The organism is Pseudomonas sp. DSV-1 (assembly GCF_035830915.1).
Taxonomy (GTDB): domain Bacteria; phylum Pseudomonadota; class Gammaproteobacteria; order Pseudomonadales; family Pseudomonadaceae; genus Aquipseudomonas.
Window position 1 is genome coordinate 2,691,870 of the sequence record NZ_JAYMYG010000001.1, and the last position, 24,762, is coordinate 2,716,631.

24 protein-coding genes and 1 pseudogene are annotated in these 24,762 nt (G+C 59.4%); 11 read left to right on the top strand and 14 right to left on the bottom strand.

Features of this window, described 5'->3' with window-relative positions; translation table 11 throughout:
• Window positions 1-7: 7 nt before the first annotated feature.
• Both VSQ83_RS12550 and VSQ83_RS12555 read right to left on the bottom strand, forming a co-directional pair.
• Window positions 8-1,039 carry an alpha/beta hydrolase family protein gene (locus tag VSQ83_RS12550; RefSeq protein ID WP_326426920.1) on the bottom strand — a complete coding sequence of 344 codons (1,032 nt, stop codon included), beginning with the start codon at window positions 1,037-1,039 and terminating at the stop codon, window positions 8-10.
• Between the two features lie 157 nt (window positions 1,040-1,196).
• Window positions 1,197-1,808 (bottom strand): FMN-dependent NADH-azoreductase, encoded by a 612-nt coding sequence (locus VSQ83_RS12555; RefSeq protein ID WP_326426921.1) that lies wholly within the window; start codon window positions 1,806-1,808, stop codon window positions 1,197-1,199.
• A 126-nt stretch (window positions 1,809-1,934) separates the two neighbouring features.
• Between VSQ83_RS12555 and VSQ83_RS12560 the strand changes: the two genes are divergently transcribed.
• Together VSQ83_RS12560 and VSQ83_RS12565 are read left to right on the top strand one after the other, a co-directional pair.
• Window positions 1,935-2,843, top strand: coding sequence for a LysR substrate-binding domain-containing protein (locus tag VSQ83_RS12560; protein ID WP_133078034.1), 909 nt, complete (start codon window positions 1,935-1,937; stop codon window positions 2,841-2,843).
• A gap of 5 nt (window positions 2,844-2,848) precedes the next feature.
• Complete coding sequence (locus tag VSQ83_RS12565; RefSeq protein ID WP_133078101.1) at window positions 2,849-3,193, top strand: MmcQ/YjbR family DNA-binding protein; 345 nt, start codon at window positions 2,849-2,851, stop codon at window positions 3,191-3,193.
• A gap of 3 nt (window positions 3,194-3,196) precedes the next feature.
• On the opposite strand, the gene VSQ83_RS12570 is transcribed toward VSQ83_RS12565, so the two are convergent.
• Entirely contained in the window at window positions 3,197-3,595 is a 399-nt protein-coding gene (locus VSQ83_RS12570; RefSeq protein ID WP_326427715.1) for a DUF1294 domain-containing protein, read from the bottom strand.
• A 35-nt stretch (window positions 3,596-3,630) separates the two neighbouring features.
• Window positions 3,631-4,461, bottom strand: a complete 831-nt coding sequence (locus tag VSQ83_RS12575) for an undecaprenyl-diphosphate phosphatase (RefSeq protein WP_133078033.1) — start codon at window positions 4,459-4,461, stop codon at window positions 3,631-3,633.
• A gap of 372 nt (window positions 4,462-4,833) precedes the next feature.
• On the opposite strand from VSQ83_RS12575, the pseudogene VSQ83_RS26765 reads away from it, so the two are divergent.
• The 7 genes and pseudogenes from VSQ83_RS26765 to VSQ83_RS12605 all read left to right on the top strand — a co-directional run.
• A pseudogene (locus VSQ83_RS26765) lies at window positions 4,834-5,520 on the top strand (cache domain-containing protein); the annotation flags it as partial.
• A gap of 123 nt (window positions 5,521-5,643) precedes the next feature.
• Window positions 5,644-6,378, top strand: a complete 735-nt coding sequence (locus VSQ83_RS26770; protein WP_442800251.1) for a methyl-accepting chemotaxis protein — start codon at window positions 5,644-5,646, stop codon at window positions 6,376-6,378.
• Between the two features lie 129 nt (window positions 6,379-6,507).
• Window positions 6,508-7,533, top strand: a complete 1,026-nt coding sequence (locus VSQ83_RS12585; protein WP_133078031.1) for a LacI family DNA-binding transcriptional regulator — start codon at window positions 6,508-6,510, stop codon at window positions 7,531-7,533.
• A gap of 84 nt (window positions 7,534-7,617) precedes the next feature.
• Window positions 7,618-8,400, top strand: coding sequence for a sugar phosphate isomerase/epimerase family protein (locus VSQ83_RS12590; protein WP_219261841.1), 783 nt, complete (start codon window positions 7,618-7,620; stop codon window positions 8,398-8,400).
• Window positions 8,393-9,346, top strand: a complete 954-nt coding sequence (locus VSQ83_RS12595) for a sugar kinase (RefSeq protein WP_133078029.1) — start codon at window positions 8,393-8,395, stop codon at window positions 9,344-9,346. The genes VSQ83_RS12590 and VSQ83_RS12595 overlap by 8 nt, the downstream gene beginning before the upstream one ends.
• 66 nt (window positions 9,347-9,412) lie before the next feature.
• The gene (locus VSQ83_RS12600; protein WP_219261840.1) at window positions 9,413-10,708 is read left to right on the top strand and encodes an MFS transporter; all 1,296 of its coding nucleotides are present in this window, start codon (window positions 9,413-9,415) and stop codon (window positions 10,706-10,708) included.
• Window positions 10,709-10,728: 20 nt separating this feature from the next.
• Window positions 10,729-11,703, top strand: coding sequence for an NAD(P)-dependent oxidoreductase (locus VSQ83_RS12605; protein ID WP_133078027.1), 975 nt, complete (start codon window positions 10,729-10,731; stop codon window positions 11,701-11,703).
• Here the strand turns inward: VSQ83_RS12605 and VSQ83_RS12610 are convergent, their stop codons facing one another.
• Genes VSQ83_RS12610 through VSQ83_RS12625 form a run of 4 tightly spaced genes read right to left on the bottom strand, consistent with a single transcriptional unit; the run spans window position 11,704 to window position 15,482 of the window.
• The gene (locus tag VSQ83_RS12610) at window positions 11,704-12,783 is read right to left on the bottom strand and encodes a polyamine ABC transporter substrate-binding protein (RefSeq protein ID WP_133078026.1); all 1,080 of its coding nucleotides are present in this window, start codon (window positions 12,781-12,783) and stop codon (window positions 11,704-11,706) included.
• 54 nt (window positions 12,784-12,837) lie between these two features.
• Window positions 12,838-13,179, bottom strand: coding sequence for a cupin domain-containing protein (locus VSQ83_RS12615; protein ID WP_133078025.1), 342 nt, complete (start codon window positions 13,177-13,179; stop codon window positions 12,838-12,840).
• A 30-nt stretch (window positions 13,180-13,209) separates the two neighbouring features.
• Window positions 13,210-14,616, bottom strand: a complete 1,407-nt coding sequence (locus VSQ83_RS12620) for an NAD(P)/FAD-dependent oxidoreductase (protein ID WP_326397869.1) — start codon at window positions 14,614-14,616, stop codon at window positions 13,210-13,212.
• A gap of 35 nt (window positions 14,617-14,651) precedes the next feature.
• Window positions 14,652-15,482, bottom strand: coding sequence for a helix-turn-helix domain-containing protein (locus VSQ83_RS12625; protein WP_133078023.1), 831 nt, complete (start codon window positions 15,480-15,482; stop codon window positions 14,652-14,654).
• Window positions 15,483-15,724: 242 nt separating this feature from the next.
• Between VSQ83_RS12625 and VSQ83_RS12630 the strand changes: the two genes are divergently transcribed.
• Entirely contained in the window at window positions 15,725-16,003 is a 279-nt protein-coding gene (locus VSQ83_RS12630) for a DUF1652 domain-containing protein (RefSeq protein ID WP_219261837.1), read from the top strand.
• An 85-nt stretch (window positions 16,004-16,088) separates the two neighbouring features.
• Here VSQ83_RS12630 and ggt read toward each other — a convergent pair whose 3' ends face one another.
• The gene (gene ggt, locus VSQ83_RS12635) at window positions 16,089-17,921 is read right to left on the bottom strand and encodes a gamma-glutamyltransferase (protein WP_326426923.1); all 1,833 of its coding nucleotides are present in this window, start codon (window positions 17,919-17,921) and stop codon (window positions 16,089-16,091) included.
• A gap of 330 nt (window positions 17,922-18,251) precedes the next feature.
• Between ggt and VSQ83_RS12640 the strand changes: the two genes are divergently transcribed.
• Complete coding sequence (locus VSQ83_RS12640; protein WP_133078020.1) at window positions 18,252-19,073, top strand: DeoR/GlpR family DNA-binding transcription regulator; 822 nt, start codon at window positions 18,252-18,254, stop codon at window positions 19,071-19,073.
• 156 nt (window positions 19,074-19,229) lie between these two features.
• On the opposite strand, the gene otnI is transcribed toward VSQ83_RS12640, so the two are convergent.
• The 5 genes from otnI to ltnD form a co-directional block, all read right to left on the bottom strand.
• Window positions 19,230-20,012, bottom strand: coding sequence for a 2-oxo-tetronate isomerase (gene otnI, locus VSQ83_RS12645; RefSeq protein ID WP_326426924.1), 783 nt, complete (start codon window positions 20,010-20,012; stop codon window positions 19,230-19,232).
• 21 nt (window positions 20,013-20,033) lie between these two features.
• A complete protein-coding gene (locus VSQ83_RS12650) occupies window positions 20,034-21,494 on the bottom strand; it encodes a GntT/GntP/DsdX family permease (protein ID WP_219261834.1) in 1,461 nt (486 codons plus the stop codon).
• 174 nt (window positions 21,495-21,668) lie between these two features.
• On the bottom strand, window positions 21,669-22,307 hold the full coding sequence (gene otnC / locus VSQ83_RS12655; RefSeq protein ID WP_219261833.1) for a 3-oxo-tetronate 4-phosphate decarboxylase: 639 nt from the start codon (window positions 22,305-22,307) through the stop codon (window positions 21,669-21,671).
• Window positions 22,304-23,596 (bottom strand): 3-oxo-tetronate kinase, encoded by a 1,293-nt coding sequence (gene otnK, locus VSQ83_RS12660; RefSeq protein WP_326426925.1) that lies wholly within the window; start codon window positions 23,594-23,596, stop codon window positions 22,304-22,306. The genes otnC and otnK overlap by 4 nt, the downstream gene beginning before the upstream one ends.
• A 10-nt stretch (window positions 23,597-23,606) precedes the next feature.
• Window positions 23,607-24,524: an L-threonate dehydrogenase gene (gene ltnD, locus VSQ83_RS12665; protein ID WP_326399070.1), complete on the bottom strand. Its 918-nt coding sequence runs from the start codon at window positions 24,522-24,524 to the stop codon at window positions 23,607-23,609.
• Between the last annotated feature and the right edge of the window lie 238 nt (window positions 24,525-24,762).

Genomic DNA, 24,762 nt, shown 5'->3' on the forward strand with positions numbered 1-24,762 from the left:
TCCTAGATCAGTGGTCGGCAGTGCGAAACCCCGTGCGCTGGCGGACTTGCAGGGTCTTGCTGAAAAACCGTCCCGCCTCATAAATCAGATCACGGTGCACATCCTCGCGGTCGACCCCCTGCGCGTCGGTGCATAGACCGGGCATTGCGCCCATTTGCTCGTCGGTGCAAGGCGCCATGAACACGAAATGCCCGGCACCAGGAATCACCTTGAACTCAGGCTCCACTGGCAGCTTGCGCGCAAGGGCGTCGGCATTTTTGTCCGGGAACACCAGCTTGTCGTTGTCGCCGCTGTACAGCAGCACCGGTACATGCACATCGGCCAGGGTTTGCCGGCCAAACATCAGGCTCAAGGGGGCCATCAGCAGCAGTGCATGAACCCGAGGATCGGCAACGGGAACAAGGTCATCACGATCGGCGATCAGCTCGCCTTTTGTCGTACAGGCATCACGGTCCTCAGGTCGCTCCTGGCAATAGCGGCGCAAGCGATCCAGATCAGGCTGGGCTCCGGAAAGAATCAACGCCGTTTCGCCGCCTGCCGAATAACCGATGACCCCCACCTGATCGTCATGCACGTACGGTGACAGCTCGCGATCCGCCAGCGTGGCAGTGATGGCGGCCGATATCTGCATCGGCCGTCCGTAGAGGTTGCTCAGGGTACCCAGGCGACTGTGGTCTTTGTAGTTGTCTCCCGGGTGCAACACCGCCACCACCACAAACCCCTTGCGCGCCAATGACGTGGCCAGATCGTGCAGGGCCAGCGGGGTTCCGGTGTTGCCATAGGACAACATCAACAGCGGGTAATGGCCCATGGCAATTTTGGCTTCTTCAGTCGCATCGACTTCATAACCGCCCATTCTGGTCAGCCCCCGGGCTTCATTGGACGGATAAAAGGCGATAGCGCGCATGGGCTGATCGTCCAGAGGGTCGAGAAAACTCAAGCGATGAAAGCCCACGCCCCATTGCATGGCAGGTTCGGCCTGCACCAGGACGGGGCAACATGCCAGGAGTAAAACCAGTGCCGCATTGAGACGTATCATGGAGGCTCACCTTTAATGGCGCGTAGCTTGAAACCGGACATGCAGGACGTCTATCCACACGCTCTGCATAACCCAAGCCAAACGCAAAAAACTCCGTACTCCGGTCTTTGAAGACATCCAGAGTACAGAGTTTAGTCGGTGAAACCGTCCAGATTACTTACGCTGCGCTGAACAGATCCTGGTTAATGTGCGCCTGGGCATCGTTCATGGCCTTGGTGCGAACTTCGTCGCCATAGGCCAGGCCGTGAGCGCGAACAAACTCGACATCGGTGATGCCCATGAAGCCCAGCATCACTTTCAAATAGTCTTCATGGGCAACGCCCGTGGCCTGCCCAACATGCAGACCGCCCGAGGTCGACACCACGATCACCTTTTTATTGCCGCACAGGCCTTCCGGGCCAGCTTCGGTGTAACGGAAGGTCTGACCGGCAACGGCAATGCGGTCGATCCAGGCCTTGAGCTGGGTAGGAATGGTGAAGTTGTACATCGGCGCCGCAATCACTACCGCGTCAGCGGCCAGGAACTGCGCAAGGGTATCGGCACTCAATTGGGCTTCATGTTTCTGTGCCGCATCACGTAGCTCAGCCGGTGTGCCCGCCGCCACCAGGGTTGCGGCCGAGAAATGTTCAATGGCCTCTGCAGCCAGATCGCGATAGCTCACCTCAACGGCCGGGTCGGCAGCCTGCCAGGCCTTGACCACTTCACGGCTCAACTGACGCGAAGCCGAGTTGTCGCCCAGAATGCTCGAATCGATATGCAACAGTTTCATGTGTGATCTCCAAATGAGGACCGCTACTGGGCGATCTGATGAAGTAGATGCTACCGATGAAAGTAATCGACGATAAGTTAGCCATCGTGCGATAGTTCGTCCCATCCATAGGACAGTGAGCCCGTCATGCAAGACCTCAATGACTTGTATTACTTCGCCAAGGTGGTCGAAGCCGGTGGCTTTGCCGCTGCGGGTCGATTGCTGGGGATTCCGAAGTCGCGCCTGTCGCGCCGGGTGGCCGAGCTTGAAGAGCGCCTTGGCGCCCGCCTGCTGCAGCGTACTACCCGCCAACTCAAGCTCACGGCCGTGGGTGAGCGCTACCTGCGTCACTGCCAGGCCATGTTGCTTGAGGCCGAAATGGCCGACGAGGCAGTGGCCAGCATGTCCAGCGAGCCGCGAGGCCGCCTGCGCGTATCGTGCCCTGTGGGCCTGGCTCACGAGTTCATGCCCGGCGTGATCAGTTCGTTTCTGCAGGCCTACCCGCTTGTGCAGCTGGAAGTCAGCCTGCTCAACCGTCGCGTCGATCTGGTCACTGAAGGCATTGATGTCGCCTTGCGCGTGCGTGAAGAAGGCGATGAAGACCCGTTACTGGTCACGCGGCGTTTGCGCCAGGCCCGCACCGTGATGGTGGCCAGCCCCGGATTTGCCCGCCAGTGGCCGGTCAATACCCCGGAAGACTTGAAAAACGTGCCGCTGCTGGGTGCCCTTGAACCTGATCGCATGGTTCATCTGCGCATGCTCGACGAACAGGGCAAGGCCAGCAACCTGGTACTGGAAGCGCGCCTGGGCATTGATGATTTTGTCGTGCGCAAAGCCTGCACCCTGGCCGGCCTGGGCTTTACCGTACTGCCCATGATGTATTGCGAACAGGAACTGCTGGACGGGCAGCTGGTTCAAATCCTGCCCTCATGGACCCTGCCAGGGGGCTGGCTGCATGCGGTTTACCCCCACAGACGCGGGGTGATGCCTGCCGTCAGGGCCTGGATCGACCATTTGGTCGAATCATTCGAAAGGTGTGGAGACAAACTGCTATGAGCCAGATGACCCAGCATGACGTAGCCCAATTCTGTCGCAGCCTGCCGGGCGTCAAGGAAGTGGTGCAATGGGGAGGCGTTCAGGTGTTTTATGTCGACCAGAGGAAGATGTTCGCCCTGCTCAACCTCAACCGCGACGGGCTCTCGTTCAAGGTCGAGAAAGAATTGTTTCTGGGCTATGTCGATCGTCCGGGCATACACCCGTCGCCGTATCTGGCGCGGGCGTTCTGGATCAACATGCAAGCGCCCTACCCGATGGGCGCTGCAGAACTGCAAGACCTGTTGCGACGATCCCATCAACTGGTGGTCGCCAAGCTGGCAAAAAAACGTCAGATCGGCTTATTGCTTTAATCGCTACAGGTTCGCAAAGGTCATTTTCACGAACAGAATGTCAATCCAGATCACCTGGTGCAAAGCCACGATCAGCCAGAAAAACACCTGGTAAGACACCTTGCGGGTTTTGTGGCGAAACACCTGTTGCGCCACCAAGGCTCCCGGCCATCCGCCCAGTAGCTCAACCCCGTGCAGCACATTTTCCGGGGTGCGCCACTGGCCAGTCCTGGCCTGCTGCTTGTCGTACCAATACAGGCCAAACGCAAGAACGCTGGCAACTGCATAGGCCAGCAAGGGCAACCGGCGGCCCCCGGTGAGCAGTACATTCACCGAACCGCCCAGTGGCAATGCACAGAGCAGCGCCAATATCGCCAGCTTGAGTTTCAAGCCGCGAATCGGCGCCCCCTGGCGCTCACGCATACCGGCATGCTCGCGCCGGTCCTTGACCTTGGTTTTCACGCCGAAGCCGCAGACCAGTCGATCCAGCCGAACTGCCAGGTGGCCAGAATCAGCAAGCCAAACCCGATGCGATACCAGGCGAACACGGCATAACTGTGGTTCGAAATGAACTTCAGCAATGCCCGTACCGCGATCATGGCGAAGATAAACGAGGTCACAAAACCAATCGCGAACACTGGCAAGTCGTCAGGCTGGAACAGATGACGGTACTTGTAGCCCGAGTACACCGCCGCACCGACCATGGTTGGCATGGCCAGGAAGAATGAAAACTCGGTCGCCGCCTTGCGGGACAAGCCAAACAGCAGGCCGCCGATAATGGTCGAGCCCGAGCGCGAAGTGCCTGGAATCATCGCCAGACATTGCGCAAAGCCGATTTTCACCGCGTCTTTCCAGGTCATGTCGTCCACTGTTTCGGCACGAATCACGTGTTGGCGACGCTCAGCCCACAACATGATGACACCACCCACCACCAGTGCCGTGGCAACGGTAATCGGGTTGAACAGGTACTCGTGAATCACATCGGCAAAAATCACTCCCAGCACCACAGCAGGCATCACCGCGATGATCAGGTTAGTGGTAAAACGGCGCGCCTCTGGTTTAGTGGGCAAACCGATGACAACGTCGATGATCTTGCGACGAAATTCCCAGACAACAGCCAAAATGGCGCCCAGCTGGATGATGATGTTGAACGCCATCGCCCGCTCGCCGCCGAAGTTCAGCAAGTCGGCCACGATAATCTGGTGACCGGTGCTTGAGATCGGCAAAAACTCCGTCAAGCCCTCAACGACGCCAAGTATCAACGCCTGAGCGGCAGTCCAAAGATCCATTATTCCCCCATAAAGCCCTGCCTCATGCAGAGCTGATTAGTCTTGATTAAGTGTTTGCCACCGCTGCCCTGAAGTGGGTTACAGGTGCGACATGTTCCCCAGAACGGTGTGAAAAAACTGTCAGAAATCAATAAAGATGAAGCTTTGCCAATTTCGGCCGAGATCCTATCAGACACGTTCTACTTTCGCTGCTATGACATGACTTCGGTTTCGTCTGACAGGCAAGTCTGAAAAAAGTTGTTCTGCGAAACACCACAAGAAGAAAAACAGGAGTGAACATTTATGAATACCCTGCGCGGGTTGTCCATCAGCCGTCGTTTATGGCTGATTCTGATCGTTGCAATGGCGATGCTGCTGGCGTTGGGCTTATTGATGCTAAAGCAGATACATGACGATTTGTATGAAGGCAAAGCCCAGAAGACCCAACATGTGGTGCAGGCCGCCAGTGGCGTGCTCAGCTACTACCACGGCCTGGAGACGGCCGGCAGCTTGAGCCGTGAAGCGGCACAGCAGCAGGCTCTGAGCGTGATCAGCACACTGCGCTACGACAATGACGACTATTTCTGGATCAACGACCTGCGCCCGTACATGGTCATGCACCCCACCAACCCCAAGCTCGATGGCAAGGACCTGTCCGCCATCAAAGACCCGGACGGGTTCGGGATTTTTAACGAAATGGCACACCTGGCCAAAACCAGGGGCGCGGGCATGGTTGACTACCGCTGGCCAAAACCCGGCGCGCAAGATCCGGTGCAAAAAACCTCCTATGTGCAATTGTTCGAGCCTTGGGGCTGGGTCATCGGCTCTGGCGTCTACATCGACGACATGCAGGCCGAATTCCGCGCCCAGGCCTGGAAAGCCAGTTGGGCAGGCCTGGGCATAGCGCTGGTCATGGCGCTGCTGGTCACCCTCATTGCCCGCAGCATTGTGCGACCGCTGCAAGAGGCGGTGCAGGCCATGGCCAATATTGCCAGCGGTGAAAGCGACCTGACCCGTAGCCTCGATACCCACGGCCGGGATGAAGTCACCCTTCTGGCACAGCATTTCAATGCTTTTACCGCCAAGCTGCGCAATGTGATCAGCCATCTGCAGTCCACCGCCACGGCACTTGAGCAGTCTTCCACTGAGCTGGGCAATGACGCGACCGACGCCCAGCAGCGCAGCCAGCAGCAGGCCCTGCAAATGGATCAGGTCGCCACGGCAATCAACGAAGTGACGTACGCCGTGCAAGAGGTGGCCAAGAACGCCGAGCATGCTGCCGGCGAAATGCGCGGCGCCCAGTCCCAAGCCGAGCTTGGCCAGCAAAACATCGACAGCAGCCTGCAACAGATCGACCAACTGTCCGGCACCATCAATCAGGCAGTCGACGTCATCCGGACCCTGGCCACGCAAAGCAGCGAAATCGGCAGCGTGCTTGAGGTGATCCGCTCGATTGCCGAACAAACCAACCTGCTGGCGCTCAACGCCGCCATCGAAGCGGCCCGCGCAGGCGAGCAAGGGCGTGGCTTTGCCGTTGTGGCCGACGAGGTCCGGCTGCTGGCCCAGCGCACGCAAAAATCCACGGCCGAAATCCAGACCATGATCGAAGGCTTGCAGAAGCACTCCGAAGCCGCGGTCAATGTCATCGGCACGAGCAGCCGGGCCTCTCAACTGACCATCGAACAAGCCACCCAGGCCGGGCAAAGCCTGACCAGCATTGGCCAGGCACTGAACAATCTCAACGATCTCAATGCATCCATTGCCAGCGCCACGTTGCAACAGGCCCACGTGGTGGAAGACATCAACCAGAACGTGACCCAGGCCGCCCAACTGTCCCAGGGCACTGCCCAGGCGGCAGAACAGTCGAGCGCCGCCAGTGCCCACCTCAAGGAATTGAGCGTGCAGCTCAATGGGTTATTGCGTCAGTTCAGGGTCTAGAAGCAGGTGCAAGGTTTCAGCTTGCCGCTGAAACCTTGACATCTCTCCATCTTTTGAGTTTCCATGAAACCGGTTTCAGCGCTTTGCCGCGAAACCGCCTGCGATAACTCAAATAAAAGGTTTCAGGCCGTGAACAGTTTTTCAGCAGCCCAGCGCACCCGCGTGACCATGCTCGATGTTGCCCAGCGGGCCGGAGTGTCCAAGGCCAGCGTGTCGCGCTTTATTGGCGAAGACCGCGCCTTGCTGTCCGAAGCCATCGCCGAGCGTATCGAGCGGGCAATCAATGATCTGGGCTATCGGCCCAATCAAATGGCCCGTGGCCTGAAACGCGGTCGCACCCGACTGATCGGGATGCTGGTGGCCGATATTCGCAACCCCTATTCCATTGCAGTCATGCACGGCGTCGAAACCGCCTGCCGCCTGCATGGCTACAACCTTGTCGTCTGTAACACAGACCGTAATGACGAGCAGGAGCGCCAGCACCTGGCAGCTCTGCGTGCCTACAATATCGAAGGCCTGATCCTTAATACCCTTGGCCATGACCCTGACGCGCTGCAAGCGTTGCATCAAGAAATGCCCATCGTGCTGATCGACCGCAAAGTGGAGCAGTTGCACACCGACCTGGTGGGCCTCGATAACCCCGAGGCGGTGCGCATGGCGCTGGAGCATCTTGATCAGCAGGGTTATCGCGATGTGCTGATGGTCAGCGAGCCGGTTGACGGTACCAGTTCCCGGATCGAGCGTATCAGCAGTTTTACCGGGCAACTGGCCGCACGCCCTGCCCTTCGCGGTGCCGTGATCAAGACCGGCCCGGGCCTTCGCGCCGACATCCAGACCTTCCTGCAAACAACCGGCCACGGCCCCAAGGCGATCTTTTGCGCCAACGGCCTCGCCGCACTGGCGTGCACCCAGGTGTTGCGCGAGTTGAACTGCCGGTTGTTCGAAGACGTAGGGTTGATTGCCCTCGATGACCTGGAATGGTTCCCGTTGGTGGGCAGCGGCATCACCGCACTGGCCCAGCCCACGCAACAGATCGGTGCCAGTGCCTTTGACTGCCTGCTTAAGCGCCTGAGCGGTGACACGTCACCGCCACGGGCGCTGGATTTTCCTGCGCAATTGATTATTCGCGGCTCAACACACCCCCTGACGGCCTGACACTTCAGCGGCTGGTTACCCATGAACCGGTGACCAGCCGTTTAACGCACAATAAAATGAAACCGGTTTCAGAGATTAATAACAATGACGACATTTCCCGTTTCCATCAGCCTGTCGAGCTACGGCGCCGATCTGGTTCGCCAGCGCGGACAACACAGTTTCATTGAGTTGCTGGCCAATGCTGGCGTGTCCCGCATCGAGCTGCGCGAAGAACTGTTGACCACAGAAGACCCGATCGCCTTTAGCCAGTCCGTACAACAACTGGGGCTGGAGTGCGTATTCTCCTCGCCATTGGAACTGTGGGAAGCCGGGCAATCACGTCCCAATACCCAACTGCTCGCCACCCTGAAGCGGGCCCACGCGTTCGGCGCCCAATGGCTGAAGGTGTCGCTGGGCTATTTCACTGAACACTGTGACATGCAGAACCTCGCAGCCTGCCTGAACCAGCAACCGGTGCGTCTGCTGGTGGAAAACGACCAGACCTCCTACGGCGGGCGCATTGAACCCATGCAGCGCTTTTTCGATCAGGTTGAGCAGCAGCAAGCGCCCATCAGCATGACGTTCGATATCGGCAACTGGCAGTGGCAGGACCAGTCGGCCAGCACCGCTGCCCGCCTGCTGGGCCGCTACGTCACTTACCTGCACTGCAAAGGCGTGGTCCGTCGCCCGGACGGCAAGTTGGTCGCAACGCCACCGACTGCCATCGACTTGCAACAGTGGCAACACCTGATGACCCACATGCCCCACGGCCTGACCCGTGCCATCGAATACCCGCTGCAGGGCGCGGATCTCGACGGTCTGACCCAGGCCCATGTTGCCGTGCTGGCCCGCTTGAGCCAGAAGCAACAGGAGCTGAGCCATGTCTAAGGTTGATGTGTTGTCGTTTGGCGAAACCATGGCCATGCTGGTCGCCGAGCACACCGGTGATCTGGCGCAAGTCGGGCAGTTCCACAAGCGCATCGCCGGGGCTGACAGCAACGTAGCCATCGGCCTTGCCCGGCTGGGTTTCAATGTCACCTGGCTGAGCCGCGTAGGCGCCGACTCCCTGGGGCGTTTTGTACTCGACACGCTGCAAGCCGAAGGCCTGGACTGCCAGCATGTTGAAATCGATCCGCTGAACCCCACCGGCTTTCAGCTCAAGTCTCGCGTCGATGATGGCAGCGACCCACAGGTCGAATACTTCCGTCGCGGCTCGGCCGCCAGTCACCTGAACAGTTCTGCGCTCAATGCGCAGTTGCTCAGTGCCAGGCATTTGCACGCCACCGGCATCCCCCCTGCGCTCTCGCCGAGCTGCAATGCGTTGTCCTTCGATTTGATGAAGTCGATGCGCGCCGCAGGCAGCAGCGTGTCGTTCGACCCCAATCTGCGACCTTCGCTGTGGGCCAGCGAGCAACAGATGATCCGCGACATCAACGCCCTCGCCGCCTGTGCCGACTGGGTACTGCCGGGCCTGAGCGAAGGCCGGATACTGACCGGCTACGACGACCCGGCTGATATTGCCGCGTTCTACCTCGACCAGGGCGCGGAAGCAGTGATCATCAAACTGGGTGCCAAAGGTGCGTTCTATCGCACGGCCCAGGATGAACAATTTATCCCGGCCGTACCCGTGGCCAACGTCATCGACACCGTCGGTGCCGGTGATGGCTTTGCCGTCGGGGTGGTCAGTGCCTTGCTGGAAAACCTCGGATTTGCCCAGGCCGTACAACGGGGCAACTGGATCGGCAGCCGTGCCGTACAGAGCCGTGGCGACATGGAGGGTTTGCCGACCCGTGCCGAACTGAACACCTACAGCGCGCTGCCCGCGTCCCTTTAAACACCGTCATTGGCTTCATTTGTAACCTGCTGCGAAAAAACAAAAACAAGCTCAGGAGCACCTCACATGCAATCGCTAAAACTCGCCGCCCGTCGCTGGTGGTACATCATGCCGATCGTGTTTATCACCTACAGCCTGGCGTACCTTGACCGAGCCAACTACGGCTTCGCCGCTGCCTCCGGGATGGCCGAAGACCTCAATATCACCCCAGGCCTGTCGTCATTGCTGGGCGCGCTGTTCTTCCTGGGGTATTTCTTCTTCCAGGTACCCGGTGCCATCTACGCCCAGAGAAACAGCGTCAAAAAGCTGATTTTTGTCAGCCTGATCCTTTGGGGCAGCCTCGCCACACTGACCGGCGTGGTCTCCAACGCCTACTGGCTGATCGCTATCCGCTTTATGCTCGGGGTGGTTGAAGCCGCCGTGATGCCGGCGATGCTTGTGTACCTGTGTCATTGGTTCACCCGTGCCGAACGCTCACGCGCCAACACCTTCCTGATCCTGGGTAACCCGGTGACCATGCTCTGGATGTCGGTGGTCTCTGGCTATCTGGTACAGCATTACAGCTGGCGCTGGATGTTTATCGTTGAAGGCCTGCCTGCAGTGTTCTGGGCGTTTATCTGGTGGCGCCTGGCCGATGACCGTCCAAGCGAAGCCAAATGGCTGAGCAACCAGGAGAAAGTGGACCTGCAAAGCGCGCTGGATGCCGAGCAAGTCGGCATGAAGCCGGTGAAAAACTACGCAGCTGCGTTCCGTACACCGGCCGTTATCCTGCTGGCCTTGCAGTTCTTTTGCTGGAGTATCGGCGTGTACGGCTTTGTGCTGTGGTTGCCGTCGATCCTCAAGCAGGGCGCGCAGATGGACATGATCGAAGCGGGCTGGCTTTCTGCCCTGCCGTATCTGGCAGCGGTCATCGCCATGCTGGTGGTGTCCTGGGGATCGGACAAACTGCAAAAGCGCAAACGCTTTGTCTGGCCGCCGCTGCTGATCGCGTCTATCGCGTTCTACGGATCCTACATGCTGGGCGCCGAACACTTCTGGTGGTCCTACGCATTGCTGGTGATCGCCGGTGGTTGCATGTACGCACCCTATGGCCCGTTTTTCGCCATCATCCCGGAAATCCTGCCCTCCAACGTGGCCGGTGGCGCTATGGCCCTGATTAACAGCATGGGCGCGCTGGGCTCATTTGCAGGCTCGTACCTGGTTGGCTATCTGAACAGCTCCACCGGCTCCACCGGCGCATCCTTCTTGTTGATGAGCGGTGCCCTGATGATTTCGGTGCTCCTGACACTGATGCTCAAACCCGCTGCCAAAGACCCTGCTGCGCCGCACCACAGTACTTCGCAACGCCTGGCCCACTCTTGAATTCAACGTTGGTGATTCCCTTGAAAAAGAATGTCGTGCTCTACAAAGAACTGTCCCAGGCGCTGATGCAGCGCCTTGAAGCCCACGCCAATGTCACGCTGATCGAGCGCCTGGACGCCGACGGCATGAACACATTGCGTGCCGCCCTGCCCCAGGCCCAGGGAATACTGGGGGCAAGCCTGAAGCTGGACGCGCAGTTGCTGGATCTGGCGCCAGATCTTGAAGTGGTGTCCAGCGTCTCGGTGGGTGTCGACAATTACGACATCGATTACCTGACCGAACGTAAAATCCAGCTCACCAATACACCTGACGTGCTCACCGAGACCACCGCAGACACCGGCTTCGCCCTGGTACTGGCCAGCGCCCGCCGCGTGGTGGAACTAGCCAATATGGTGCGTAATGGCCAATGGCAAAAAAACGTCGGCCCCGAGCATTTCGGCACCGACGTGCATGGCAAGACCCTGGGCATTATCGGCATGGGCCGCATTGGTGAAGCCCTGGCCCAACGCGGCCACTTTGGCTTCGGAATGCCGGTGATTTACCACAGCAATTCGCCCAAGCCCGCTGTTGAAGCGCGCTTCAACGCGCAATACCGCAGCCTGGATGAGTTATTGCAGCAAGCCGACTTTATCTGCCTGACCCTGCCCCTGACCGCTCAGACCGAAGGCCTGATCGGTGCCGGGCAATTTGCCCTGATGCGTCCCGAGAGCATCTTTATCAATATCTCGCGGGGCAAGGTGGTGGACGAAGCGGCGCTGATTCATGCCTTGCAAAACGGCCAGATACGGGCTGCCGGGCTTGACGTATTCGAGCGCGAACCGCTGGAGCTGACCTCGCCCTTGCTGAAACTGGATAACGTGGTGGCCACCCCGCATATCGGCTCGGCCACGTTCGAGACCCGCGAAGCAATGGCGCGCTGTGCGGTCGATAATCTGCTGGCGGCATTGGCCGGTGACCGCCCGGCCAACCTGGTTAACCCGCAAGCACTGCGCTAATCACTTGCCGCTTTTGATATTGGTCCAGATACGGGTGCGTACCCGGTCGATATTCAGCGGCATGGCCTCCAGCGCAAACAACGTGTCCATCATTGCAGGGGTTGGATAGACCTTGGTGTCAGCCTTGATTTCAGGGCTGACCAAGGCATCTGCCTGCTCGTTGCCATTGGCGTAATGCACATGGTTGGTGATACCGGCCATCACGTCCGGGCGCAGCAGGTAGTTCATAAAGCTATAGGCAGCTTTTTCGTCCGGTGCGTCGCTGGGCATGGCAACCATGTCAAACCAGATGGCGGCACCTTCCTTGGGAATCCTGTAGCCGATTTCGACGCCGTTATTGGCTTCTTTGGCCCGGGTTTCGGCCTGCAGAATGTCTCCCGAAAAGCCGACTGCCACGCAGATATTGCCGTTGGCCAAGTCACTGGTGTACTTCGATGAATGGAAGTAGCTGATATAGGGCCGGACTTTGAGCAGCAACTCTTCAGCCTTCTTGTAGTCGGCCGGGTTCTTGCTGTGATGGGGCAAGCCCAGGTAGTTGAGCGCCGCGGGCAGGATTTCCGGGCCATTGTCGAGAATCGCTACGCCACAGGATTTGAGCTTTTCCATGTTTTCGGGCTTGAAGATCAAGTCCCAGGAATCCACCGGCGCATCGTCACCCAACACGGCCTTGACCTTGGCGATGTTGTAGCCAATCCCGGTACTGCCCCACAGATAGGGAAACCCGTGCTCGTTGCCCGGATCATTGACCTGCAGCGCCTTGAGCAGCACCGGGTTGAGGTTCTTCCAGTTCGGCAACTGGCTCTTGTCGAGTTTCTTCAGGGCCTTGCCCTGGATCTGCCGCGCCATGAAGTGGTTGGAGGGAAACACCACGTCATAACCCGATGAGCCCGTCATCAACTTGCCATCCAGCGTCTCATTGCTGTCGAACACGTCATAGCTGAACGCAATACCGGTATCGCGCTGGAAGTTCTTCATCGTGTCGGGAGCAATGTAGTCCGACCAGTTATAGACCTTCACAGTTTCGGCGGCCTGACACAGCGTACCGGCCAGCATCAGGGGCAACAGGGTCATACGGATCATGATTCGATTCCTTGCATATTTTGGGCAGCTGTTTTTATTGGCAGGTTTCGGCGATCAAAGGATCAATACATAGGTCTTGCGCACGGTTTCCTGGATGTCCCAGATTCCGGTGCTGTTGGCAGGCAACATCAGTGCATCGCCCGCTTCGATTGTCAGGGGTTCACCGTTATCCGGGGTGAAGGTGCAGCGGCCCTGGATAAAGTGACAGAACTCTTGCGCCACGATCTGGCGACGCCAGCGGCCCGGGGTGCATTCCCAGATGCCGGTTTCGACACCGTCGCTACGTTCGACACAGGTGACTGACGTCACCGCCACCGGCGTACCAAGCGGTACGGCGACGGGGAAAGACTCGTGCAAGGCCACGTGGGCGGTATTTTTGAATTGAGTGATGCTCATGGGATGCTTCCTGTTAAGCGCAAGTGTGGGTTAATGCATGAAACCTTCCATAAAGCCGGCCATGCGGCTGGCAAATTGCCGACGCCAGGGCGGGCTGTCCGGATTGGCCAGGGTTTTGTCTTCGTACACAAAGCTGCGAATGATCGCGTTGTAGCCCAGCCAGCGGCACGGCTCGGGCTCCCAGGCCTTGAGTGCGCCGAGTCCGCCTTCGGTCAACACCCACGGTTGCCTGACCTCAAGAGTGTCGCGCTGCAAAATCAGGTCTGCCAGGGTGCGCCCGCCCAAATGACTGGCGCCTACCCCCTCTCCGCCGTACCCACCGGCCAACGCAATGCCCTGCTGGCGATCACAGAGCATGTGCGGCTGAAACCGTCGCGACATCCCCAGATTGCCGCCCCAGGCGTGAGTGATCTCCACGTCTTTAAGCTGCGGGAACAGTTCGCCAAACAGATAGCGACGCAGTTGGACTTCGTCCTTGCTCAGATCAAAGTTCTCGCGCAAGCGCCCGCCAAACTGATAGCCACCCCGGGCCCCGAACACCAGGCGGTTGTCCGCAGTGCGCTGGCCGTAGGTGACCTGACGGCTACTTTCGCTGAAGGCCTGGCCCCGGGACAGGCCGATGCCGTCCCAAGTGGCTTGCGACAAGGGTTCGGTAGCCACCAGCAGACTCTGCACAGGCAATTGATAACGCCCAAGAGGGGCCAGGGTGTTGGCGTAGCCTTCCACGGCTGGCACCACCCACCGGCTGCGGACCTGGGCCCTGGCAGTGCGGGCAAAACCTGCGCGCCATTCGGTTACCGGGCTTTGTTCATAAATCTTCACCCCCATGCGCTCAACGGCACGGGCCAGGCCGCGTACCAGTTTGGCAGGGTGAATGGTTGCAATATGGGGTGTGAAAATCCCGCCATAGGGTTTGGCGACGCGGATCTGCTGTTCCAGTTCGGCGGGGCTTAACCAACGGTAGTCGGACTCGTCCAGGCCTTCGGCATAAAGACTCGCCAGATAGCTGCGCAAGCTGGCTTCCTGCTCCGGATAGCGGGCCGCGCAATACAGCCCGCCCCCTTTGCGGTAATCACAGTCGATCCCTTCACGATCAATGACGCTCTTTACTTCATCGGGAATGCCGTGCAGCAAATCGAAGGATTGGCGCCGCTGCTCCACAGACAGGCCTGCGAGCAAGCGGTCTTCACCCAGCAAGTTGCCCATCAACCAGCCACCGTTGCGTCCGGAAGCGCCAAAGCCTGCTGTTTGCGCCTCAACGATGGCGATACTCAGTTCAGGCGCATGGCGTTTGAGGTAGTACGCCGTCCAGAGTCCGGTGTAACCGGCGCCGATAATGACCACATCGACATCCAGGTCGTGCTCAAGGGACGGGCGAGGTACGAGTTCCTCCCCAAGCTGGTCCATCCACAAACTGATTGAGCGCCATGCTGGCATTACCGACTCCACACCGATCCAAGAATGGCTCGATCCTAGTCGTTGGCCTCTGGCGCGTCTTGCGTGCGTGCCCGCAAAGAAATTTGTTTGGCGTAGGCCTTGGGCGATTGCCCGGTGTGCTGGCGAAAACAGCTGTAAAACGCTGATATCGAGTTGAACCCCGCCGAAAAAGCCAGCTCATCGACTTTGACAGGGGTTGCGGCCACATCCATCGCCGCCAGTACATGGCGCAGCCGTGCCTGGTTCACATAGCGATAAAAGCTGAGCCCCAGCACCTGATTGAGCAGATAGGACATCTGATTGCGGGTGTAGCCGCACGCTTTGGCCACTTGTTGCAGGTCCAGGTCGGGATCGAGCCAGGGTTGCTGGCGTTCGAAATAGGTTTGCAGGTCCTGGGCCATGAAGCTCAATTGCCGGGCCGAAAGCCCAAGGCGGCTGACCGCAGGCCGCAACGATCCCGGACGTGTGCAATGAGCGGCGGCCTCGTGAACCAGAGAGGCGTACTCATTGACCCTCCAGATCAGCCCGTCACGCACGGTAATGGCTTCGCTGGCCCGGAAGGACACCAGGCCCTGGCTGCCGCGCAGGGTCATGCGGTACTGGATAAAGGCGGTATTGCCATCCAGGCGGATACGATCGCTGTGTTCGAGTGCTTCATCCGGTTCTCTGGGCATGGACGACTGCACATACTCGCGCAGTTCATCGAGGGCCATGACCCGGTTCTGGAAAAAATCGTTGTAGGTCACCTCGGGATGATAAAGCGCCATGACTCCATCAAGGTCCCGATGCTTCCAGCACAGGTGATAACGCATCACGGTTTCGCCAGTGGCGCGGGTGTGCTCGGGGCCGTCGTCTAAGGCTGACATAGAGTGCTCGAAGGCAAAAAACAGAGAGTGCCGAGTTTGTGCGCCGGCTTCAATGGCCTTCGGCAGGAGATAAAAAGCCTAAGTGCATGATTCATATCAAAACCTGAGCACTCAATCGGCTAACGGGCAAAATAAGGCTTATCGCTATCAGTGTTGGATGCTAGCTTTGAGCTCGCAATACGTGCAAACACACGCGGCCAGAATCGTGCCGCAGCCACAACTTGAGCTAAAGGAATTGCTCTATGTACTCGCAGGGAAACATCAATAAAGTCACCTTCCCGAACGCCTGCCAACTGATGCGCTGGCATTTTCATCCGATGGGCTTCGAGGCGACCATGGACGCGCCGAGCAGCATGATCGCCCGACTGTTTGACCGCGCCAGTGGCGAGACCGTGATTGCGATTGCCGGCATCCCCTGCGCCACGGTCATGAGCCTGGGCCAGTTGGGGCACATCATCCAGGTCGTGGAGGACGAACTCGAAAGCTTCGTACCGCCACAGGCCTGGCAGGCGCAGGCCTGATCAGCGCCTGCGCCCGCATCGCGAGCAAGCCCGCTCCCACATTGACTCTGCCATCAAGGGCATCACCAGACCTGTGGGCGCTGGCTCAGTCCCCCAATGCAGTGCCTTCACGGCGAGGATCGGCACCGGCGGCCCAGCCTTGCTTATCGCGAACGATAACCTGGGTGCCACTGGTCATCTCGATGACGGACACATCGTGCCCTCGATCCTTCAACTGCTGCACCAGTGCCGGGCTGACAAGGCTGGCCTCGACTTCTGTGCCCACGTTGCGGCTACCAAAGTTGGGAAGATTGATCGCCTGCTGAGGATCGAGTTTCCAGTCCACCAGGCCAATCACCGCCTTGTTCACATACTCGATGATCTGGGAGCCACCCGGAGAACCAATGGTGGCAACCAGCTCGCCACTTTTTCGATCGAATACCAGTGTCGGGGCCATTGAAGAACGAGGTCGCTTGCCCGGCTCGATACGGTTGGCCACCGGCTTGCCGTTTTCCTCAGGGACAAAGGAGAAATCAGTCAGTTGGTTGTTCAAGATAAAGCCGTTGGTCATCACATGTGAGCCAAATGCAGCTTCAACCGAGGTGGTCATCGATATGGCGCCGCCCTGATCGTCAACGGCTGCAATTTGCGAGGTGGAAATACGCAGTGGTGATCGATCCGGTGCCAACGCGAGGTTCATCCCTGCGGGAGTCCCCGCCTGGGCGCGCCCCATGCTTCGCTCGCCAACAAGAGATGCCCTGGCCTGCAAATACGCTTTATCGGTCAGCCCTTTCACATTGACCGGCACGTAGTCGCTATCTGCCAGATACAGCGCCCGGTCGGCGTAAGCAAGACGCTCGGCCTCCGAGATCAGGTGCACGGCGCTAACCGCAGGTTCCAGGCCTGCCCGGGTCTTGCTCGGAACGGGTTGCAGGGTGGCCAGATCCAGCGCTGGCGATTTTTTTTGCAGGGCTTCGAGAATCCCCAGGGTCTGCAGCACGGCAACGCCACCTGAAGACGGCGGCGGCATGCCGCAGACTTGCCACTGTTTATAGTCACCGCACACTGGCTGACGCTCTATGGCCCGGTAACTGCTGATGTCGGACAGGGACAGGGTGCCGGGGTTGGTGTGGGACCTGACCTGATTCACCATCCCCTGCGCCACGGCGCCCTGGTAGAAGGCGTCTGCCCCGCGTGTAGCGATGGCATCCAGGGTCTGGGCCAGCTCAGGGTTTTTAAGCAGTGTGCCGACCGGCAATGGCTGCCCCTGGTCCGTCAGGAAGTACTTGGCCATTTGCGGTGAAGCGGCGATGAAGGGGTCGGCGGTGATTTGGGTATGCAGGCGTTTGGAGACAGGAAACCCTTCGCGCGCCAGTTCAATGGCAGGCTGGAACAGGTCACGCCAAGGCAGTTTGCCATGTTGCTGATGGGCCATTTCCAGCGCTCTGAGCACCCCCGGCACGCCCACCGAACGCCCGCCGATCTGGGCCTGCCTAAAAGGGATCGGCTGGCCGTCTTTACCCATGAACATATGGCTGGTGGCACCTGCCGGGGCCGTTTCCCGGCCATCAAAGGCCTGAACCCGCTTGCCGTCCCAGTACACGATGAACGCACCGCCGCCGATGCCGCTTGCCTGAGGCTCTACCAGTGCGAGCACGGCTTGCATGGCGATGGCCGCATCAATTGCCGATCCACCCTTGCGCAGCATCTGCTGCCCTGCAGCGGTTGCCAATGGATTGGCTGCCGCGGCCATGTGCCGGGTTGCATGCACGGGGGCCATGCCAGCCCGAAAGCCCGAGGAAATCTCGGGTGCAGGGGGCAATTCGGAGGCTTTATCAGGTGGCTGGTATCCGCTGCTGCAGCCCCCGATCAAGAGGGCAAGGGCCGATAAACCAATAACACGGGCGTGGTTGTTTTTGGCAAGCAGGGTATTGATCAAAAGAAGTTCCTTCACTTTTTTGTTTTACGGACATCACTCATTAAACAGGCCTGTCGCGAATTGGTGACCCGCGCAGTGTATCTATACGTACTGAAACGTAGTGGCCACTTTTGCCTGAAACGTTGCAACAATCACTGACAGGCATTCTTGACCGTCGAGCCATCCGGAGCAATTTTCCCGGCCTGGAGGATAAAAACCATGTCCTTGATTCGTCATTATCTCCCTGTAAATCCACACCTTCATTGAGCCCTGGCACTACTGATCAGGCAGCGGATTCGCTACTATGCACGCACATGCGAAACACGCAGCCCTACCCCCTTGGAGCACCGAATGCCCAGCCAAAAGGACACCGCAGCCCCAAGCACCGCACCGGTGATTCCTGACCAGCGCCGCGAGCTGATCCTGCGACAATTGCGCAAGCACCAGATACTGAGTGTCCATCAGTTGATGGAGATGTTCGACTGCTCGCACATGACCGTACGCCGCGATATCGCCTTGCTGGAGCAAGAGGGGCGCGCCTATTCGGTAACGGGTGGTGTACGGATTGCCAGCCAGCTGCACAGCGAGCCCAGTCATCAGCTCAAGGCAGTGGTCGAGTTGCCGCAAAAGCAGGCCATGGCCAGGCTCGCGTCCCGACTTCTGCATGCCGACATGACGGTGTACCTGGATGCCGGTACCAGCACGCTGGAAATTGTGCCCTATGTGAAGGCACTGACGGGCATGACCGTAGTGACCAACGATTTTGGCGTGGTTCAAGCCTTGCTGGACGCCCCCCAGGTGACGGTCATTCATACCGGCGGGCAGCTTGATCACTCCAACCATTCCTGTGTCGGCAACCTGGCCGTCGCGACCTTGCGCCAGATAGTCACGGACGTCGCCTTTATTTCCACCAGCTCCTGGGATTTGCGTCGCGGCATTACCACCCCTTCGGCGTTGAAGGTGGAGGTCAAGCAGGTGGCGATGCATTCAGCCTCGCAAGTGGTGCTGATCGCCAGCAGCTCCAAGTACGGCACGTTCAGCATGTACAAGATCGCGGGGCTTGAGCAGTTCGACATCATCATCAGCGATGATGCCCTTGCGGCCGCGGCAGCCGACGGGATTCGCAAGCAGGGTATCGAACTCTTGTTACCGGGCGATCAAAAGCCGGCCTGACAAACAGCGCCGGTACTGGCCGCAATTGTGGGCGCGGGCTTGCTCGAGATGGTCTTCAGAGGGGCGCATTGACTCAGTCAATACGCGTCATCGTTAACGATCATCGCAAGCAAGCCCGCTCCCACAAAGGCAGAAATCACTTGAGTGAACACCTGATCAGCGTGCCCTCCACTCCCGCAACCACTGCAGCCCCGCCGAAGTGTCTCCCTTGGGGCGGTACTCGCAGCCGACCCAGCCGTCATAGCCCAACTCGTCCATCAGGTCGAACAGGAACGGGTAATTGAGCTCCCCCAAATCGGGCTCATGACGATCAGGCACACCTGCAATCTGAATGTGACCGATCCCGTCAAAGTCGCGACGAAGCTTGGTGGCCAGGTCCCCTTCCACTATCTGGCAGTGATAGCAGTCGAACTGAACCTTGAGATTGGCCGCGCCCACCTCCTTGCAAATGGCGTGGGCCTGATCCTGGCGGTTGAGGAAAAACCCGGGCATGTCTCGCGTATTGATCGGCTCCAGCAACACGGTGATGCCCGCCTGGCTCGCTTGAGCCGTCGCGTACGAGAGGTTTTCCAGGTACACGCCATGGTGGCGTGCACGCTCGGCTGACGAAGGCAGCAACCCCGCCATCACATGGATACGGCTGTTGCCCAGGACTGCGGCGTACTCCAGCGCGCGGTCGAAGCCCGAGCGAAACTCATGTTCGCGGCCCGGCAAGGTTGCAATGCCCCGCTCTCCCGCCGCCCAGTCTCCGGGCGGCGCGTTGAACAGGGCCTGGACCAGGCCGTTGTCGCTCAGGCGCTGCTTGAGCTCCTGGGCGCTGTAGTCGTAAGGAAACAGATACTCCACCGCTTCAAAACCATCAGCCGCCGCCGCGGCGAAACGATCCAGAAAAGCGTGCTCCGGGTACAGCATGCTGAGGTTGGCAGCAAAACGAGGCATGTTAACTCCTTGGGAAATGGGTCAGACAAATGGCCAGATCACCAGCGTGATCAAGAAGCCGAGCGTGCCCAGCAACGTCGTGATCACGGTCCAGGTGCGCAAACCGTCCGCGACGTTGAGCCCGGCCAGTTTCGTGAAAATCCAGTAGCCCGCGTCGTTGATGTGCGACATGGCCAACCCGCCACCGCCCATGGCCAGGCACAGCAGCGCCATGTGGTTGGGCGTCAGGTCAAGGGTGACGATCAGCGGGCTGATGATACCTGCGGTAGTCACCAGCGCCACAGTGGTCGAACCTTGTACCGCACGCAGCAACATGGTCAGCAGGAACCCCAGGGCCAGCACGGGCAACCCTGTGGTACGCAACATGTCGGAGACCACCGCGCCGATCCCGGTGTCGACCAGCACCTTGCCGAATACACCCCCTGCACCGGCAATCAGGATGACCATGGCCACGCCGGGCAGGGCCGAACCGATGACATCAGAAACCTGGGTGCGGCTCCAGCCACGGCGCGAGCCGAGCAGCCAGGCACACAGCAAGGTGTCCAGCAACAGCGCCACCAGCGGTGCGCCGAGCACGGTCATGATCCCGCGCAAGGTCGATTCCGGGGGCAGCAACGAGTTAGCCAGAGTGCCCAGCAGGATCAGCACGATGGGAAACAGGATCAGGCCTGAAATCAGTGCAAAGCCGGGCGGCGGTGCCGGCGGCAGCCTGGAGACGATACTGCTGGTGGATTCCTCCAGCCCCATGTGGGTCTCGGCGACAGCCGCTTTTACCGTGTCGGTTGACTGGCCATTGGTCCATGCCGCCAAGTCTTCGTTGGTCACATGCGGGCCATAGACTTCAGCGCGAATGTCATCGCTCATCGGGTAGAAGCGGCGCGTCATGCGCCCGGCCACCCGGTAGCCGACGTAGCACAGGAAGGCCGTGATCGGCAGACCGAACATCAGCACACGACCGAGGTCAGCCCCCAGCTGGCTTGCCGCCGCGACAGCGCCCGGATGGGGTGGCAAAAAAGCATGCACGGTGAGCAGCGCCGCGCACATCGGCAACGCAAACACCAACAGCGGTTTACGAGCTCTGCGCGCCACTCCGTAAGCCAGCGGCATCAGAATGATCACCCCGACCTCGAAGAACACCGGTACACCAATGATAAAACCGGCAACCGTCAGCGCCAACGGCGTGCGACGGTTGCCGAAGCGCTCCATCAACGTCTTGGCCAGTGCCTCGGCACCGCCGGAAAGCTCGATGATCCGTCCGATCATTGCGCCCAGCGCGATGATGATCGCAATGTGACCAAGGGTCTTGCCCATGCCGCCTTCGATGGTTGCCACCAGATCCGCCGGTTTCACCCCGGCCACCAATGCCACCAGAATGCTGACCAGCATCAGGGCCACGAAAGGTTGAAACTTGTACTTGAGCACCAGGAACAGCAACAGCGCGATCCCGGCTCCGGCAGTCAACATCAGAATGAACGGGCTCATGACTGCCGCGCTCCAGGTTGAACGAAGGGTGGGCGAATGCCACTTAAAACATGAGTGATACGGTGATCGTATGCCATGAGGTCAGTCCTGTTGTTATTGTTTTCAGGCAAGCCGCTCCCCACAGGAGTAGCACTGCTGCTCCCGGGCATAGCCTGCATTAGCGGTGTATCGGCCCTACCAGTGAACGTTGAACGCTTCTCGCAATTCATCCAGGGCGAGTTGATCCAGCGGCTGCGGACGCGGGTCGCTCATCAGCCACAGTCGTGCCGTTTCCTCGAGCTCCTCCAGGGCATAACTGGCCTTGGATACGGAGCTCTCCCAGACCACCGGGCCGAGCCGTTCGAGCATCACGCCCCGCACGCTGTTGGCGAGTTGCGCGACTTGCTCGGCCACCTTTGGGGAGCCCGGCCGTTGATAACCGATCAATGGGATGTGCCCGACCTTCATCACCTGGTAAGGCGTCAACGGCGGCAGAATGTCATCCGGTTGCCATACCCCGGCCAGGGTCAATGCCACCAGATGGGTGGAATGGGTATGCACCACACCACCGACGCCTGGATTGCGGTCATAGACCTGACGATGCAGGGCCAGGGTTTTAGACGGCTTGTCACCGGACACCCACTCTCCCGCGAGGTTAACCTTGGCGATGGCCGCTGGATCAAGACGACCCAGGCAGGCATCGGTGGGGGTAATCAGCCACCCATCGTCAAGACGGGCGCTGATATTGCCAGCGCTGCCCACGGTGTAGCCGCGCTGATACAGGCTGCGACCCACGTCGCAAATTTCCTCGCGCAATGCGGCTTCGCGACTCATTGCGCACCTCCGGCCAGTTGCTTCAAAGCCTTGTCGAAAAATTCCCGGCAACCAAAATTGCCTGACTTGAGCGCAAGCGCCAAAGGCTCATCGGTGCTGCTGACCGTGGCAGGCACGCCCGGATCGATCTGCGCCCCGATCTGCAACAGTTGCACCCCCAACGCCTGCACCACCGCGCCCGAGGTTTCACCGCCTGCGATCACGAAGCGACGCACGCCAGTACTCAGCAGACCTTTGGCAATGTCGCCAAAGGCGCGCTCTACCAGGCTGCCAGCCTGCTCGACACCCAGTTGCTGTTGCACCGACTTGACCTCGTCCGGCGAGCTGGTGGCATAGATCAATACGGTCTGCCCGTGTTCCCTGGCGAAAGCCAGCGCCTGGGCAACAACCGGCTCTCCGGCTGCCAGGGCCAACGGGTCAATGCGCAAGGCCGGTCGGCCAGACTCAAGCCACGCAGCAACTTGCCCATTGGTCGCGACAGAGGCACTCCCCGCCAGGACCACTTCCCCTCCCGACACCGTGGGCAAGGACGACGCATCCAGCTGCCTCAGCTTGCCTGCGCGACGGAAGTTTTCCGGCAGCCCCAGCGCCAGACCCGAACCACCGGTCAGCAGAGGCAGGTCGGCACAGGCCGTGCCCAGGGTGTAAAGGTCCTCATCGCTCAATGCATCGGCGATGGCCATGCCAATACCTTGCGCCCGCAATTCGGCGATTTTCCCGCGTACGTGTTCAGCGCCCAGTGCAATGCTGTCGTAGCGCAGCAACCCGACCTTCAGGGTGGTCTGGGATTGCAGGACACGTACCAGATTGGCATCGGTCATGGGCGTCAGCGGATGGTGCTGCATCCCCGACTCACTGAGCAGTTGATCCTGCACAAACAAGTGGCCACGAAAGATGGTTCGCCCGTTCTCCGGGAATGCCGGACAGGCCAGGGTGAAATCACTGCCCAGCGCCTCGAGCAATGCTTCGCTGACCTGGCCGATGTTCCCGGCGGCTGTGGAGTCGAACGTGGAGCAATACTTGAAGAAAATCTGCTCGCAACCTTGCTCTCGCAACCAGTTCAACGCCGCCAGGGATTCTGCGACAGCGTCTTGGGTCGGCATGGTGCGGGATTTCAGTGCGATCACAATGGCGTCGGCGTCGAGCCCGGCGGCGACTTCGCTACCGGGAATGCCAATGCTTTGCACCGTGCGCATGCCACCGCGTACCAGCATATTGGCCAGATCCGTGGCGCCAGTGAAGTCATCGGCGATGCACCCCAGCAACGGGCGGGCGATGGAAGTAGTCATGACGCGGCCCTCAAACGGATTCAGGTTTGGCTTTCGGAAGCTCAATGCCCGGGAAGATCTTGATCACGGCCGAGTCATCCTCGCGGCCAAAACCCGCGCTGGAAGCTTGCATGAACATCTGATGTGCCGTAGCCGATAACGGCAGCGGAAACTTGCTGGCCCGCGCTGTATCGAGAACCAGGCCCAGATCCTTGACGAAAATATCGACGGCGGACAAAGGCGTGTAGTCCGCCTTGAGAATGTGCGGTACGCGGTTTTCGAACATCCACGAATTACCGGCGCTGTGGGTGATCACTTCATACAGCGCATCGGCATCCACCCCTTCGCGCAACCCCAGGGCCATCGCCTCTGCGGAAGCGGCGATGTGCACGCCGGCCAGCAATTGATTGATGATTTTGACCTTGGAACCCAGGCCATGAACATCACCCAGGCGATAGACCTTACCGGCCATGCCCGCCAGGATCCCATCGGCCCTGGCGTAGGCCGGAGCCGGGCCGGACGTCATCATGGTCATCTCGCCCGCCGCAGCCTTGGCGGCGCCACCGGAGATCGGCGCATCCAGATACAGCAAGCCTTTCTCATCCAGGCGTTGCCCCAGTTCCACAGCGTAGGTCGGCGCGACAGTGGCACAGCCAATCACCAGACTCCCCGGGCGCAATGCAGCCACGGCGCCACCTTCACCGAACAACACGGTTTCGGTCTGCTCGGCATTCACCACAACGGTGATGATCACATCACACTCACCGGCCATGTGAGCCGGTGAAGTGCAGGCCACACCGCCTTCGCTGGCAAATTGCGTGGTGACGGCTTCGCGCACGTCACAGGCATGCACGTTGAAGCCGCTGCGCAACAGCGAACGGGCAATGCCCAGTCCCATCGCGCCCAGACCGATTACGCCGACATTCTTGTTATTCATGGGGTACTCCAGAGAAAAGCTGCGGGCACGGCCTGACCGTAAAGGCGCAGGGCATTGTCCACGTGTGCAGAGAGGGGAAAGACTGGATCGATGGTGATGGCGGTGCCAGCCACAGAAGAAGTGGCGACAAGGCGGCTGGGCGTAGTCTCGAACATCGTCGCAATCCTGTTTTATGTTGTTTTCAGGTTGTCATGCGGATTGAGCAGATAATCCACCAATGATCAGATTATGTGAAGTTATTTTTTCATCT

What these genes read in the sequence shown, in the direction of transcription:
- VSQ83_RS12550 (WP_326426920.1), bottom strand. Translation starts at nt 1,039, where the DNA reads ATGATACGTCTCAATGCGGCACTGGTTTTACTCCTGGCATGTTGCCCC.
- VSQ83_RS12555 (WP_326426921.1), bottom strand. Translation starts at nt 1,808, where the DNA reads ATGAAACTGTTGCATATCGATTCGAGCATTCTGGGCGACAACTCGGCT.
- VSQ83_RS12560 (WP_133078034.1), top strand. Translation starts at nt 1,935, where the DNA reads ATGCAAGACCTCAATGACTTGTATTACTTCGCCAAGGTGGTCGAAGCC.
- VSQ83_RS12565 (WP_133078101.1), top strand. Translation starts at nt 2,849, where the DNA reads ATGACCCAGCATGACGTAGCCCAATTCTGTCGCAGCCTGCCGGGCGTC.
- VSQ83_RS12570 (WP_326427715.1), bottom strand. Translation starts at nt 3,595, where the DNA reads ATGCGTGAGCGCCAGGGGGCGCCGATTCGCGGCTTGAAACTCAAGCTG.
- VSQ83_RS12575 (WP_133078033.1), bottom strand. Translation starts at nt 4,461, where the DNA reads ATGGATCTTTGGACTGCCGCTCAGGCGTTGATACTTGGCGTCGTTGAG.
- VSQ83_RS26770 (WP_442800251.1), top strand. Translation starts at nt 5,644, where the DNA reads ATGGATCAGGTCGCCACGGCAATCAACGAAGTGACGTACGCCGTGCAA.
- VSQ83_RS12590 (WP_219261841.1), top strand. Translation starts at nt 7,618, where the DNA reads ATGACGACATTTCCCGTTTCCATCAGCCTGTCGAGCTACGGCGCCGAT.
- VSQ83_RS12595 (WP_133078029.1), top strand. Translation starts at nt 8,393, where the DNA reads ATGTCTAAGGTTGATGTGTTGTCGTTTGGCGAAACCATGGCCATGCTG.
- VSQ83_RS12600 (WP_219261840.1), top strand. Translation starts at nt 9,413, where the DNA reads ATGCAATCGCTAAAACTCGCCGCCCGTCGCTGGTGGTACATCATGCCG.
- VSQ83_RS12610 (WP_133078026.1), bottom strand. Translation starts at nt 12,783, where the DNA reads ATGATCCGTATGACCCTGTTGCCCCTGATGCTGGCCGGTACGCTGTGT.
- VSQ83_RS12615 (WP_133078025.1), bottom strand. Translation starts at nt 13,179, where the DNA reads ATGAGCATCACTCAATTCAAAAATACCGCCCACGTGGCCTTGCACGAG.
- VSQ83_RS12620 (WP_326397869.1), bottom strand. Translation starts at nt 14,616, where the DNA reads ATGCCAGCATGGCGCTCAATCAGTTTGTGGATGGACCAGCTTGGGGAG.
- VSQ83_RS12625 (WP_133078023.1), bottom strand. Translation starts at nt 15,482, where the DNA reads ATGTCAGCCTTAGACGACGGCCCCGAGCACACCCGCGCCACTGGCGAA.
- VSQ83_RS12630 (WP_219261837.1), top strand. Translation starts at nt 15,725, where the DNA reads ATGTACTCGCAGGGAAACATCAATAAAGTCACCTTCCCGAACGCCTGC.
- VSQ83_RS12640 (WP_133078020.1), top strand. Translation starts at nt 18,252, where the DNA reads ATGCCCAGCCAAAAGGACACCGCAGCCCCAAGCACCGCACCGGTGATT.
- otnI (WP_326426924.1), bottom strand. Translation starts at nt 20,012, where the DNA reads ATGCCTCGTTTTGCTGCCAACCTCAGCATGCTGTACCCGGAGCACGCT.
- VSQ83_RS12650 (WP_219261834.1), bottom strand. Translation starts at nt 21,494, where the DNA reads ATGAGCCCGTTCATTCTGATGTTGACTGCCGGAGCCGGGATCGCGCTG.
- otnC (WP_219261833.1), bottom strand. Translation starts at nt 22,307, where the DNA reads ATGAGTCGCGAAGCCGCATTGCGCGAGGAAATTTGCGACGTGGGTCGC.
- otnK (WP_326426925.1), bottom strand. Translation starts at nt 23,596, where the DNA reads ATGACTACTTCCATCGCCCGCCCGTTGCTGGGGTGCATCGCCGATGAC.